At 64.8% G+C, this 12771-nt stretch carries 14 protein-coding genes; 9 read left to right on the top strand and 5 right to left on the bottom strand.

Going from position 1 to position 12771, the window contains the following annotated elements; all coding sequences use genetic code 11:
- Positions 1 to 620 precede the first annotated feature (620 nt).
- The 9 genes from rpmH to ACQP2D_RS43380 all read left to right on the top strand — a co-directional run bounded on the left by rpmH (position 621) and on the right by ACQP2D_RS43380 (position 7844).
- The gene (rpmH, locus tag ACQP2D_RS43420; protein ID WP_084483849.1) at positions 621 to 764 is read left to right on the top strand and encodes a 50S ribosomal protein L34; all 144 of its coding nucleotides are present in this window, start codon (positions 621 to 623) and stop codon (positions 762 to 764) included.
- Positions 765 to 785: 21 nt separating this feature from the next.
- On the top strand, positions 786 to 1217 hold the full coding sequence (gene rnpA, locus ACQP2D_RS43415; protein WP_433681682.1) for a ribonuclease P protein component: 432 nt from the start codon (positions 786 to 788) through the stop codon (positions 1215 to 1217).
- Positions 1214 to 1564: a membrane protein insertion efficiency factor YidD gene (yidD, locus tag ACQP2D_RS43410; protein ID WP_354960264.1), complete on the top strand. Its 351-nt coding sequence runs from the start codon at positions 1214 to 1216 to the stop codon at positions 1562 to 1564. The genes rnpA and yidD overlap by 4 nt, the downstream gene beginning before the upstream one ends.
- A 4-nt stretch (positions 1565 to 1568) precedes the next feature.
- Positions 1569 to 2666 carry a membrane protein insertase YidC gene (gene yidC, locus ACQP2D_RS43405; protein WP_433681681.1) on the top strand — a complete coding sequence of 366 codons (1098 nt, stop codon included), beginning with the start codon at positions 1569 to 1571 and terminating at the stop codon, positions 2664 to 2666.
- Between the two features lie 96 nt (positions 2667 to 2762).
- On the top strand, positions 2763 to 3338 hold the full coding sequence (locus ACQP2D_RS43400) for a protein jag (protein ID WP_433681680.1): 576 nt from the start codon (positions 2763 to 2765) through the stop codon (positions 3336 to 3338).
- 117 nt (positions 3339 to 3455) lie between these two features.
- Positions 3456 to 4184, top strand: a complete 729-nt coding sequence (rsmG, locus tag ACQP2D_RS43395; RefSeq protein WP_433681679.1) for a 16S rRNA (guanine(527)-N(7))-methyltransferase RsmG — start codon at positions 3456 to 3458, stop codon at positions 4182 to 4184.
- Positions 4185 to 4849: 665 nt separating this feature from the next.
- The gene (locus ACQP2D_RS43390) at positions 4850 to 5803 is read left to right on the top strand and encodes a ParA family protein (RefSeq protein ID WP_433685952.1); all 954 of its coding nucleotides are present in this window, start codon (positions 4850 to 4852) and stop codon (positions 5801 to 5803) included.
- 65 nt (positions 5804 to 5868) lie between these two features.
- Positions 5869 to 6897, top strand: coding sequence for a ParB/RepB/Spo0J family partition protein (locus ACQP2D_RS43385; protein WP_433681678.1), 1029 nt, complete (start codon positions 5869 to 5871; stop codon positions 6895 to 6897).
- A 215-nt stretch (positions 6898 to 7112) separates the two neighbouring features.
- Positions 7113 to 7844 (top strand): GNAT family N-acetyltransferase, encoded by a 732-nt coding sequence (locus ACQP2D_RS43380; RefSeq protein ID WP_433681677.1) that lies wholly within the window; start codon positions 7113 to 7115, stop codon positions 7842 to 7844.
- Between the two features lie 109 nt (positions 7845 to 7953).
- On the opposite strand, the gene ACQP2D_RS43375 is transcribed toward ACQP2D_RS43380, so the two are convergent.
- The 5 genes from ACQP2D_RS43375 to sigM form a co-directional block, all read right to left on the bottom strand.
- On the bottom strand, positions 7954 to 9150 hold the full coding sequence (locus ACQP2D_RS43375; RefSeq protein ID WP_433681676.1) for an N-acetylmuramoyl-L-alanine amidase: 1197 nt from the start codon (positions 9148 to 9150) through the stop codon (positions 7954 to 7956).
- Positions 9151 to 9336: 186 nt separating this feature from the next.
- The gene (gene trxA / locus ACQP2D_RS43370; RefSeq protein WP_433681675.1) at positions 9337 to 9663 is read right to left on the bottom strand and encodes a thioredoxin; all 327 of its coding nucleotides are present in this window, start codon (positions 9661 to 9663) and stop codon (positions 9337 to 9339) included.
- A gap of 32 nt (positions 9664 to 9695) precedes the next feature.
- Complete coding sequence (gene trxB / locus ACQP2D_RS43365) at positions 9696 to 10682, bottom strand: thioredoxin-disulfide reductase (RefSeq protein WP_433681674.1); 987 nt, start codon at positions 10680 to 10682, stop codon at positions 9696 to 9698.
- A gap of 234 nt (positions 10683 to 10916) precedes the next feature.
- On the bottom strand, positions 10917 to 11741 hold the full coding sequence (locus ACQP2D_RS43360; protein WP_433681673.1) for a hypothetical protein: 825 nt from the start codon (positions 11739 to 11741) through the stop codon (positions 10917 to 10919).
- A 101-nt stretch (positions 11742 to 11842) separates the two neighbouring features.
- Positions 11843 to 12427 (bottom strand): RNA polymerase sigma factor SigM, encoded by a 585-nt coding sequence (gene sigM, locus ACQP2D_RS43355; RefSeq protein ID WP_433681672.1) that lies wholly within the window; start codon positions 12425 to 12427, stop codon positions 11843 to 11845.
- Positions 12428 to 12771 lie beyond the last annotated feature (344 nt).

Here is a 12771-nt window from a genome sequence, read left to right as displayed (position 1 = left end):
GCAGTTTCCTCCCCGGAGAAGTAGGCGATAGGAGCAGACGGTCGGGGCATGCGGAGTATCAACCGTGGATAGGTCGATGTTGTGATTCCGCGTACGTCCGTAACCGGTTCGGACGCTGCCGGGTCCCCCATCCGGGCAGCGGCGTGGCACCGTCGGCCCTACGAATATGCCACTCCAGGGGTCTTTCCACACAATTATCCACAGATGTGGAGAACCCTGGGGAAATGTGAAACAAGGTTGCGCTCCGCTGTTATATGGCCCGGACCTGCGGTTCTGCAGCAATCTTCTGGCTACGTACCCTAGTGGGTGGAGCGGCCGACGGCTAGGGGTGTGGACGAACTCACGGTTATACCCAGGATGCGTGAGTCCGGCTCGCGCTCGGGAGCGGGCAGCGGAACGGATGGGCCGAGTTTGACCCGTACTTTGCCGATCAGTACCCTCGTACAGTCACCCCTTGGTGCGGTGGCGGTCTTGTGCTGACCGTGTCAGGTCGTATCGACCTCGTGCGCCAGGACCGACGCGCATCGATGATGACCACTTCGCGATTCATCGCGCACAGACGTATCACCGAACAAGCTTTGGGCGCCGAACGGTGCCCACCTACTCGAGGAGTGTTGACCGTGGCCAAGGGCAAGCGGACGTTCCAGCCGAACAACCGTCGTCGGGCGCGTGTCCACGGCTTCCGTCTCCGGATGCGCACCCGCGCCGGTCGCGCCATCGTTTCCGCGCGTCGCAGCAAGGGCCGCAAGTCCCTCACTGCCTGATCCTCGCTCTCGGACGCTCGGGTGTTGCCTGAGCCGTATCGGTTGCATCATCGTGCCGACTTCTCCCGGACGGTGCGCCGCGGCCAGCGAATCGGGAGGCGAGATCTGGTCGTACACGTGCTCGTGCACGGGTATGACGGAGTCATGGGCGCGAGTGGACGACAGAGCGATGCGGCAGTGGCCGGAGCGTTGGTCCGCGTGGGCGGTCCGCGGTTCGGGTTGATTGTCAGCAAGGCGGTGGGCAACGCGGTGGTTCGACACCGCGTCGCCCGCCGCCTGCGTCATATGTGCGTCAAGGTGATCGCCGAGTTACCCACCGATGTCGATATCGTGATTCGTGCCCTGCCCGGTGCGGCGACCGCGGATTCCGCGGATTTGCTCCGCCAGCTGCGTGGCGCGCTGCGCAAGCTCGATATCGCCCGTCCATCGGCTACCGTGGCCGGTGCGGGATGAGTGCCCGTGCCACCGTTGCTCGGCTTCCCGCGAACACGGTGATTTTCCTGATCGAGCTGTACCGAACGTACGTCTCCCCCATGCGCCTGCCGGTGTGCCGTTTCACCCCGACCTGTAGCGAATACGCGGTGACCGCGTTACGCACCCGTGGCCTGTTCGTCGGCCTCGGATTGACGGTCGTGCGATTGGCGAAATGCGCGCCCTGGCACCCTGGTGGGTGGGACCCCGTTCCGGAGCGCAAGAAACGCGGACGGAACGAGGCAGCCGCCGACCCGGAGTCGGCGCCACACGCTTGTAAAGGATCACCGCGCGCGGTGATCGGCGACACGAACGACGGGAGTGCATAGAGCCGTGCTCGACTTCATTTATTACCCGGTGTCCTGGATCCTCTGGTTCTGGCATCGGGTCTTCGGGTTCGCGTTCGGCGCGGACAACGGACTCACCTGGGCACTCGCCGTGGTGTTCCTGGTGTTCACGCTGCGCCTGGTGCTTTATAAGCCGTTCGTCAAGCAGGTGCGCACCACCAAGCAGATGCAGGAGCTACAGCCCCAGATCAAGGAGCTGCAGAAGAAGTACAAGAACGATCGCCAGAAGATGGCGACCGAGATGCAGAAGCTGCAGAAGGACCACGGCTTCAACCCCCTGATGGGCTGCCTGCCGATCCTGGCGCAGGTGCCGGTCTTCCTCGGTCTGTTCCATGTGTTGCGCTCGTTCAACCGCACCGGCACCGGCATCGGCCAGCTCGGCATGTCGGCCTACGACAACGCGCATACGCCGAACTACGTCTTCAGTGCCGCCGACGTCCAGTCGTTCCTGAGCGCGCGCATCTTCGGCGCACCCATCTCGGCCTACATCACCAGCCCGCCGAGCCAGCTGCAGGCGTTCGCCGATTACGGCGGCGTGCCGACCAAGCTGAGCATCGCGCTGGTCTCCATCCCGCTGATGGTGATCGCCGGTCTGGCGACGCATTTCAATGCGCGTGCCTCGGTCGCACGGCAGAGCCCGGAGGCGGCGGCCAACCCGCAGTCGGCCATGATGAACAAGCTCGCGCTGTGGGTCTTCCCGCTCGGTGTGCTCGTCGGTGGTCCGTTCCTGCCGATCGCCATCCTGCTCTACTGGGTCTCCAACAACATCTGGACCTACGGACAGCAGCACCTCGTCTTCGGCCGCATGGCGAAGGAAGAGGAAGTCAAGAAGCAGCAGAAGCTGGAGCAGCGCGCACAGAACGCGCCGAAGCCGGGCGCCAAGCCGGTCAATGTCAAGAAGAAGCAGTCTCCGTCCGACGCGACATCCGTCGATGCCGGTTCCGATGCGGCCGTTGACGCGGTCGAAGGGGCACCGTCGACGAACGGCACCGCGAAGTCCCCGACCAAGGCGGGACAGCGGCGCTCTGGCGGTCAGAAGCGACCGGGCAACCGTGGGCGACCCAACCAGAAGCGACGGCGCTGACCGATCGCGCGTCCACGGGATCTCTGAGCAACCCTGTTCGCGTTCTCCGATCGGCCCGTCGCCGGTCGCGCGCGATGAGCAGATGAAGGAAATCAAATGACTGTTGAAACCGACGGAGGGGACGCCACTGTGGCGACGACGATGGTGAGTGACGCGGCCAGTCGCGACGCTGACGCGGAAACCGAATCCGCCGACGCCGCGAACGATGCCGAGGAAGCTCTTATCGAAGAGGGCGAAATCGCGGGCGACTACCTCGAGCAGTTGCTCGATGTGCTCGACTTCGACGGCGATATCGATCTCGATGTCGAGGGCGACCGCGCCATCGTGAGCATCGATGGCGGCCGGGATCTGTCGAAGCTGGTCGGCCGCAACGGTGAAGTGCTCGACGCACTGCAGGAGCTGACTCGCCTGGCCGTGCAGCAGGCCACCGGGGTGCGCAGTCGGCTGATGTTGGATGTGGCGGGCTGGCGGGCCAAGCGCCGCTCGGAGCTGAGCGCGCTCGGCACGGCCGCCGCGCAGCGGGTGCTCGAATCGGGTAAGCCGGAGCCGCTGGCGCCGATGACCCCATTCGAGCGCAAGATCGTGCACGACGCCGTCGCGGCGGTCGATGGCGTCAGCAGCGAGAGCGAAGGCGTGGAGCCGAACCGGCACGTTGTCGTGGTGCCTTCCTGACTCCCGCGTTGTGATTGGATAGGGCCTCTGGTCTTCGGACCGGGGGCCTTCTTCATGTCTCGGATACCCGCCCCTCCCCTGCCCCGCCGCCGCACTGAACGACTCGAAGTCGGAAGGATGTTTCACGTGGAACGAGATCTCGGTGGAATCACCGCTCTGCCGGATGAACTGGAGCCCCCAGCCGCGGCCGCGGTGGTATTCGGCGACCGGCTGGATCTCGCGCGCCGGTACTGCGCCGCACTCGCCACGGCCGGAGTTGAACGTGGGCTGATCGGTCCGCGCGAGGTGCCGCGGCTCTGGGATCGGCACATCCTCAACTGTGCGGTGGTTGGTGAGTTGATGGCTGAGGGCACGACGGTGGTCGATATCGGCAGCGGCGCAGGGCTGCCCGGAATCCCCTTGGCGATCGCACGTCCGGATCTCCGGATCACCTTGGTCGAGCCGCTGCTGCGCCGCACCATCTTCCTGAGCGAGTTCATCGAGTCGGCCGGTCTCGACATCACTGTGGTGCGCGGGCGGGCCGAACAATCGGGCGTGATGAAGGAAGCGGGCGGCGCGGATGTGGTGACCTCCCGCGCGGTCGCCCCACTGGCGAAGCTCGCCCTATGGTCCCTACCTCTCCTCCGCGACCATGGGCGGATGCTCGCGCTGAAGGGAGTCAGCGCGGCCGAGGAACTCGAGCGTGACGGCGAGGCATTGGTGAAGGCGGGCGCGGGGAATGCGAAGGTTCTCGAATGCGGCGCCGGACTCGTCTCCACCCCCACTCTGGTGATCAGTGCCGAGCGGCTGCCGCGGGCCGGACGTCCCTCGCGACGCGCAAGCAGGTCGGCACGGAAGTCGAAGTAGCGCTATCCGATTCGGGGCAATGCTCCGGCGGCAGTGTTTCATGTGAAACAACGCGCCGGGCCGCCCCCGGATCGAGACGACATCAAACGCTAAGCCTCACGTGACGTTTCGAACCTGGTGCCATCGTATGGGGAAATCGATGACCCGGATTGCGCCAGCCTGATCGAGCGCGAGAGCGCCCCGCGTGTAGGACATGCTGACGCTCCAGGCGATCGCGGCCGGACGGTCGCGACGCCGAGGTGCGCCCCATGTTTCATGTGAAACAGGATCGGGGCGTCCGATCCACGACTTCATGTTTCATGTGAAACAGCGATTCGGGCGCGTCAACCTTGTGCGCGACAGCGAGATTCGACACAGATTTGCGTGTCCTTTGCGCGATGCAGCGATTCAGCTTTCTAATCGCGCTCAGTGCTGGCAAGCTAGTGAGCGTCGGGCGTGAGCGTTGGTGCCACGGAGGGATGTGGGTGTCACAGCGGCGAGAGCTCCGCTCGGTCGATCGGGCGCCGCGGTCCCGATTGAGCATCATGTTCGATCCGACACAGCTATTGATGACACGGCGCCAAATTTGGTCGGGCGCACGTGATCTGAGGTTCTCGCGTTAGGAGCTGTCTATGTCGAGCGGTCCGGCGAATGTTTCACGGGAAACGACGTCGCGCGTGCCGGGGATGCTGGACTCCAGCACCTTCGACGCGGAGGCATTCGGAAGCACACCGTTCGGGCACATCTCCCCCAGTGAGACCCCGATAGCAGCCGAAGCCCAACGTGCCAGCCAAATACTGCATCCAGGAAAGGTGACAGTGCCGAAACCGCACGAGCAACGGATCATCACCATCGCGAACCAGAAGGGCGGCGTCGGTAAGACGACGACAGCGGTCAATCTTGCGGCCGCGCTGGCGCATACCGGGATGACGGTTCTCGTGATCGATCTGGACCCTCAGGGCAATGCCAGCACCGCGCTCGGTATCGAGCACCACTCGGGCGTTCCGTCGAGCTATGAACTCCTCATCGGCGAGGTGTCGGTGAAGGACGCGATCCAGCAGAGTCCGCACAGCGAGCGGCTGCTGTGCATTCCGGCCACCATCGATCTGGCCGGCGCGGAGATCGAATTGGTCTCCATGGTGGCCAGGGAGGGACGACTCAAGGCCGCCATTCAGGAGGCCAATATCGCCGGGTACGACATCGACTACGTGATGATCGACTGCCCGCCGTCATTGGGTCTGCTCACCGTCAACGCGCTCGTGGCGGCGAAGGAGGTGCTGATCCCGATCCAGTGCGAGTACTACGCGCTGGAGGGTGTCGGGCAGTTGCTCCGCAATATCGGTCTGGTGCAGGCGCATCTGAATCCCGAACTCCATGTGTCCACGGTGATTCTCACGATGTACGACGGCCGGACCAAGTTGGCCGATCAGGTCGCCGAGGAGGTTCGCGGGCACTTCGGTGATGTGGTGCTGAAGTCGGTGATCCCGCGCAGTGTGAAGGTGTCCGAGGCGCCGGGCTACGGCATGACGGTGCTCGATTATGATCCAGGCTCCCGGGGCGCGATGAGCTATCTGGACGCCGGTCGTGAGATGGCCGCGCGGTCGGTGGTTCGGCCGGGTGCGGCAGAGCGGGCGCAGTGATCCAACGGGATCACATGATTGATCGGATCGAGCGTGGTGGCGAACGAGGAAAGGGTCGGTAACCGATGACTCAGGCGAAGAAGGGCGGCTTAGGCCGCGGGCTTGCCGCGTTGATTCCGACGGGGCCTGCGGCCACACCGGGTCTCGGTGCCACACCCGGACTCGGCAGTGCCGCAGCCAATGTCGTCATCGGAATCGACCCGATCGGGCCGCAACCGGCCTCGGCATTCCTGCACCGGGTCCCCGACCCCAGCGATGAGCAGCTGTCGGATGGTGGCGCGACCTATCGCGAGATTCCGCCGGAGCAGATCGAACCGAATCCGAAGCAGCCGCGCCACGTCTTCGAGGAGGAGGCGCTCGCCGAGCTGGTGCACTCCATCAAGGAATTCGGCCTGATGCAGCCCATCGTGGTGCGTCGGCTGGAGCCGGGGGTGGACAAGTATCAGATCGTCATGGGCGAGCGGCGTTGGCGTGCTTGCCAGGAGGCCGGGCTCGCGGCCATTCCGGCCATTGTCCGCGAGACCGCCGACGATGCGATGCTGCGCGACGCGCTCTTGGAGAACATCCACCGGGTGCAGCTGAATCCGCTCGAAGAGGCGGCCGCCTATCAGCAGCTGCTCGAGGAATTCGATGTCACCCATGAGGAATTGGCCGCGCGAATCGGTCGATCTCGACCGGTCGTGACGAATATGATTCGTCTGTTGAAATTGCCGATCCCGGTGCAGCGCCGGGTGGCGGCCGGTGTGCTCTCCGCCGGACATGCCCGCGCACTGCTCGGTCTCGAGGCAGGTGCCGACGCCCAAGAGGTGCTCGCCGCCCGTATCGTCGCCGAGGGATTATCGGTCCGGGCCACCGAGGAAGCCGTCACCCTGGCGAACCGGGATCCGGATAAGGCCGCTCCCCCGACGCCCCGCCGTAAGCCGATTCATATGCCAGGGCTGCAGGATGTGGCCGAGCGGTTGTCGGAGTCGTTCGACACCCGTGTCACCGTGAGCCTCGGCAAGCGGAAGGGCAAGATCGTCGTCGAATTCGGTTCTGTCGAAGACCTCGAGCGCATTGTCGGAATGATGCAGCAGCCGCAGCTCGACACGTGACGGAAGTGGCAAAAATAGCCCTGTGTTCTCGGTAGGCACGAGCCCGACGTCGAAACGTCACTGTGACGGCGCGGAAAAACGGCCACCGGACAGGCTCCTTACCAACAGCACAGCGACGTGGAATGAGGCGGGTTCGCATTGATCGCTTATTCTTGCTGGCGAGTGAAAACAGCGTGAGTGTGGACGAATCGGACAGCTGGAGGCTGAGCAGAGCGGTGTCGACCAGCGTCACAGCACTAACCCTCGGTGGACTCGACAAGCTGCCGGCGCATGCGCGGCGTTGCGTGTTCTGGGAGATTGATCCGGCCCTCGCGGCGACGTCTCGCGAATTCAGTGATCCGGTCTTCGAGAAGGAGGCCTGGCTCTCCACCGTCATGCTGGAATGGGGTTCGTGCGGTCAGGTCGCGAACGTCGACGGCAATGTCGCGGGGTGTGCGCTGTATTCGCCGCCGAGCGCTGTACCGCGCGCCGCCCTCTTCCCCACCTCACCGGTAAGCCCGGACGCGGTCCTGCTGACCACGCTGCGGGCCGAATTCCCCTACCAGGATGCCGACATAGCCAACCAGCTCATAACGGCCGTGGTGGCCGATCTGGTGCGCCGTGGTGTGCGTGCGCTGGAGGCCTTCGGGATTCGCAAGGATCCACCGGCGACGGCGATGTCGGATCGTTCGCTCGGGTCGATGCGATTGATGGAGCGGATCGGTTCACCGGTCCGGGATGCCGCCTCGGCCGGTTCGGCGACCGAATGTTCGCCGGAGACCTGCATGATCGAGGCCGACTTCCTGGAGGACGTCGGTTTCGAAGTGGTGGCGCCGCATCATCGTTTTCCGCGGTTGCGCTTGGAGCTCAACTCCGATCACGGCTGGAAGGAAGATGTGGAGCGGGCGCTCGATCAGCTGCTCGCGGCCGCCTCGCTGACGGTTCCCTTCCGTGTCGGAGCACCCTGAGGCTTCCCGGACAGAACAGTGCGCCCCTGCTGACGGATTGTCGGCAGGGGCGCACTCGTATGGGGCTATTGATCAGTTGATCGTATGTATTGGATCAGAATCTGATTCACTACATGCGGTCGGCGGCAGCCAGCTCCTCGGCCAATAGTTCGGCGAAAGTGTATGTGCCCGTTGGCTGATCGTCCTGCCCGAGCAGGTAGAGCCGCTTCACCGAGATGAGGATGGCTTCGGCGATCACATCGCGCATCCGGGGATTGGTGAGCACCGAAGCGTCGTATTCATTTGTCAGATAACCGATATCGACCTGCACGGTCGGCATCTTGGTGAGCCGCAGCAGATCCCAGGTGCGTGAGTGAGTTCGGCAGTCCTGCAATGAGGTTCGTGCGACGACCTCACGCTGGATGAATCCGGCGAGCACCTGGCCGATCATCGATACCGAGCCGTGCGAATTGCCGAAATGGAAGCTCGCGACACCATTGGCGGACGGGCTCGGATTGGTCGCGCAGCGCAGCGAGATCATCAGATCGGCGTCGAAGGCATTGGAGGTGTCGGCGCGCTCGGCGTCGGTCGGATTGGCGCCCCACGGCCGCGACAGGAAGGTTTCCATGCCGGTGGCGGCCATCCGGCCCTCCAGCCTGCTGGCCAGATCCCAGAGGATCTCCGACTCGTAGACGTCGCCGTATTCGGTCGGCACCGCGAAACCCTTATCCGGGCCGCCGAGACCTGGATCGATGACGATCCGCTTACCGGTCAGCTGTGGACCGGCCCGGTGCACGACCTCCTCCTCGGCGATCCGGTGCGGATTGCCGCCGGTGACGCGCGCGCCGAGCAGTTCGAGCGAACGTAGCGTGTCCGGACCACAGATACCGTCCGCGGCCAGGCCGATCTCCCGCTGGAATGCGGTGAGGGCGTCATGGGTGTGTGGACCGAAGTAGCCGTCGACCCGGTGCACGTAGAAACCGAGGTCCTGCAGCCTGCGCTGCAGGGTTGCCACATCGTCGCCGTAGAGCGGCGCGGAGAGCTGGTAGATCAGCGTGCGGGCGCCGAGCCGGTAGGAGGCTTCCTTGAGCGCCCGGTACGTGGCCGGTCCGACGACGCCGTCGACCAGCAGTCCGCGGTGCTGTTGGAAGGCGCGAACCGCCGAGTCGAGCTGGCGATCGAAGGAGGCGTCGGTGTCCTTCCAGTACTCTCGCGCATCAGTGTGATCGGTTGCGGCGGAATGCGTGTGCAGGAACCCGAGACTTGCCAGGGTGCTCCGAACCTCGGCGACGGCTGGACCGGTATCGCCGTGACGAAGTCGGTGCATGCGTGAGAGCCCTTTCCTTCCGTCAACCCGGGTACCCACTCATGCGATGGCTACACACCTTCGCACGACCGGAGGTCGGTCGATTGTCTCAGACCCGGACCGGAATTCGGCAATTCCCGGCGTCCAGGCATCCTACGGCGCGTCGTGGAATGACGGCGTTGTTTGGACGTGTCAATTTATGAAACGTCAGATAATGCCGTCGAGTTCACGCAAGAGGGCGGCTTTGCCCTTCGCTCCGACGATTTGCTTAACCGGCTTACCACCGGAAAACAGCATCATAGTTGGCAGCGAAAGGATCTTGTAATCGCGGGCGGTATCCGGGTTGGCGTCCACGTCCAGCTTGGCCACGGTGAGCTTATCCGCGTGCGCGCCCGCGATCTCCTCCAGTACGGGGGCGACCATCTTGCACGGACCGCACCAGTCCGCCCAGAAGTCGACGAGGACGGGCTTCTCGCTGAGCAGCACGTCATCGGCGAAAGACGCGTCGGTCACGGTGACCGTGTTTTTGGACATGGGTATCTCCTTGCAGTGCAAAAGTGATGAGATCAGTTGGCGGGCACGGCAACTGGGTTGCCGGCGTGATCCAGGGTGTTCGCGGTGATATCACCCTGTTCGGCCAGCCAGCGCTCGGCGTCGATCGCTGCGCGGCAGCCGGTGCCCGCGGCGGTGATGGCCTGACGGTAGGTGTGGTCGACCAGATCGCCCGCGGCGAAGACGCCGGGCACCTTGGTGGCCGTCGACGGGTGCTCCACCTGCACGTAGCCCTCGTCGTCCAGCTCCACCTGGCCCTGTACCAGCTCGCTGCGCGGGTCGTGGCCGATGGCCACGAACAGGCCGGTCGCGGCCAATTCGGAGGTCTCGCCGGTGCGGGTGTCGCGCAGCGTCAGGCTCGTCACGCTGGTATCGCCGTTGACCTCGGCGACCTCGGCATTGAGTACGAACTTGATCTTCTCGTTGGCCTTGGCGCGCTCCAGCATGATGCGTGAGGCACGGAACTCCTCGCGGCGGTGCACGATGGTCACGGTGTTGGCGAACTTGGTGAGGAAGGTCGCCTCCTCCATGGCGGAGTCGCCGCCGCCGACAACCACGATGTCCTGGCCCTTGAAGAAGAAGCCGTCACAGGTGGCACAGGCGCTGACGCCGCGGCCGAGCAGCTTCTGCTCACCGGGGACGTTCAGATAGCGCGCGGCCGAGCCCATGGCGAGGATCACGGCGTAGGCCTGGTAGGTCTCATCGCCGACGGTGACCGTCTTGATCGGGCCGCTCAGGTCGATGGCATCCACATCCTCGGTGCGGATATCGGCGCCGAACCGCTTGGCCTGCTCGCGCATCTCCTCCATCAGGTCGGGGCCCATGATGCCCTCGCGGAAGCCGGGGAAGTTCTCGACCTCGGTGGTTGTCATCAGCGCGCCACCGAACTGGGTGCCCTCGAAAAGCAGGGGCTGGAGTTCGGCCCGGGCGGCGTAGACAGCGGCCGTGTAACCGGCGGGTCCGGAGCCGACGATGATCAAGTCGCGAACTGCGGTGCTCATGTGACCCTTCCGAGGGAGACTTCGTTAGACGTGACGGTCAACAACAGGGTAAACGGTGTTGTTCCCGCGATTGCGGCCGCTTCCGGCCGCCGGACAGTGGGCTATGACACGTGACGACTGGTTCCGCACGTAACTGCCAGCACTGAACCGATCCGTCGAGCGCCCGTCGGAAAGGCAATTGTCGTGGCACCTACGATGGCGCCGAAGGTTCGGGGAGGCGGAGGAGCCCACTCGCTAACCGATATCGGTGCGTGCCAACTGTTGGGGATCGTCGGTGCCGCAACCGATTCCGACGACCAGTGCGGTGATCTTGTGCGGGCGTGGACCGGTCAGCAGGATCAGGACGGCTTCCTTGCCCTGGAAGGTGGTATTGGTCGAGCCGAGCACGGTGCGGTCGAGGCCATTGGCGTGTACGCAGCGATTCAGGGCCGCCGGGGTGCCGAGCGCGCCGGTGACATCGTTGCGGCCGAGTGCGCTGAGTGCGACGGTGGCGTCGAATTGGTCACCGAGGTCGACATTGCCGGTGGTCGGCTGTGCGGTCGGTGCGACCTCGTGTCCGCGCATGGTCGCCACCGCCACGGCGGCGCAGGCCGCGGCCGCGATGACGGCCGCGGCGGCGGCGAGCCAGCGGAGCCGGCGCGGGCGATGGTCCGCGAGCGGGATCGGTGCGGTGGTGGTTTCCGTGGGTGCGTCGGAGACCGGTGGCTGCTCGGAAACCGTTGCGTCGGAGGTGGATTCGGACCACTCGACGGTCGAGGGTAGGTGGTGGACGGTCGCGACCCGCTCGGTGGGCTCCTCGGCCGGGTCGAGGCCGTCGACGAACTCTTCCAGCCGGGCCGCGATATCGGCGGGCATCGGGTGGATGATGCGCTCATCGCGGCCCAGCGTGCGCAATTCGGCGCTCACGTCGTCGAGCGAATTCAGGAAGCGCAGCGCCTCCGGATCGCTGCGGACCACGGCCCAGAGCTGTTCGCTGAGTTCCGGCGCGACATTGTCGGCGTGCAGGTCGGCGAGCAGTTCCGGCGAGAACGGAGGCTGCGGAACGGATCGGGTCGCCATCGCACCTCCATGGTCCTCGAGTAGGTATCGCGGGGCCCACACGTCGCGGGCACAGCATTTACATCGTCTGGTTGTCCGTCACTATTAATGACGCAGCTCAGCTACTTCCGGTTCCCAGGATCACGCAGAAATTCCAAACGTTCTTGCAGCCGCTGCCGACCGCGCGCGCATCGGCTCTTGATCGTGCCCTCCGGGACGCCGAGCAGCGCCGCCGTCTCGGCGACACTACGCCCCTCCAGTTCCACCGCGACGAGTGCGGCTCGCTGATCCTCCGGCAGCGTGAACAGGGCGCGGTCGATGACCAGCGACATCTCCAGCTCGGCGATATCGTCCCTGGTGTCCTTCGGTTCCGGCATGGTCTCCGGTGACAGCGATACCGCTCGGCGGGTCCTATTGCGCCGGATCCGGTCCAGGCAGGCGTTCACCACGATGGCGTGCAGCCAACTGCGCACCTCGGCCTCGGCGCGAAAGGAGGCGGCGGTGCGGTGCGCGGACAGCAGGGCGTCCTGCAGCGAATCGGCGGCATCCTCGCGGGTGTAGGAGGTGCGCAGGGCGGTCTGCCAGAGGTGGTCGTTATGGCGGCGCAGGAGTTCGGCGAAGGCGTGCCGCTGGCCACGCACATGGGCCTGCAGCAGTTCGGCGTCGGTGAGCTCTTGCGGGACGAACGAACGTTCACGAAACACCACAGGCCGCGCCTTCCCCCCGTGGGAATCGTCGTTCAGTTCGGACGGCAAAACCAACCCCTTGGACAGCTCTCGCGCCGACGACGGACGTGACCGACCATCATCGAAGATTTCGCAGCATCCAGGATCGAACAACCAGAACCCGGGGAGCTCCCCTGCCGAGAGCGCGGGATGATCATATCCTCAGTAACGAAATGGCAGCAACCAGAGCGGTCGGCATGGGGTGCACGCTCAATCGGCGCGATGTGCCCGGGGAATCGACACCGGCGGGCGAATTCGAGGACGCGACAACTGGTTTCGCAAGAACGTAGGTAACTCGTCGAGTACGTCCAGATGTCGGTGGGCAC

Origin of the sequence: Nocardia sp. CA-119907, from assembly GCF_050955995.1 — a bacterium.
Classification (GTDB): domain Bacteria; phylum Actinomycetota; class Actinomycetes; order Mycobacteriales; family Mycobacteriaceae; genus Nocardia.
The sequence above is the reverse complement of the archived record's forward strand: the minus strand, read 5'-3'. Positions and strand labels throughout refer to the sequence as shown.

Coding starts and splice junctions, on each gene's coding strand:
- yidD (WP_354960264.1), top strand. CDS start 1,214: ATGAGTGCCCGTGCCACCGTTGCTCGGCTTCCCGCGAACACGGTGATT.
- ACQP2D_RS43400 (WP_433681680.1), top strand. CDS start 2,763: ATGACTGTTGAAACCGACGGAGGGGACGCCACTGTGGCGACGACGATG.
- rsmG (WP_433681679.1), top strand. CDS start 3,456: ATGTTTCACGTGGAACGAGATCTCGGTGGAATCACCGCTCTGCCGGAT.
- ACQP2D_RS43390 (WP_433685952.1), top strand. CDS start 4,850: ATGCTGGACTCCAGCACCTTCGACGCGGAGGCATTCGGAAGCACACCG.
- ACQP2D_RS43385 (WP_433681678.1), top strand. CDS start 5,869: ATGACTCAGGCGAAGAAGGGCGGCTTAGGCCGCGGGCTTGCCGCGTTG.
- ACQP2D_RS43375 (WP_433681676.1), bottom strand. CDS start 9,150: ATGCACCGACTTCGTCACGGCGATACCGGTCCAGCCGTCGCCGAGGTT.
- trxA (WP_433681675.1), bottom strand. CDS start 9,663: ATGTCCAAAAACACGGTCACCGTGACCGACGCGTCTTTCGCCGATGAC.
- trxB (WP_433681674.1), bottom strand. CDS start 10,682: ATGAGCACCGCAGTTCGCGACTTGATCATCGTCGGCTCCGGACCCGCC.
- ACQP2D_RS43360 (WP_433681673.1), bottom strand. CDS start 11,741: ATGGCGACCCGATCCGTTCCGCAGCCTCCGTTCTCGCCGGAACTGCTC.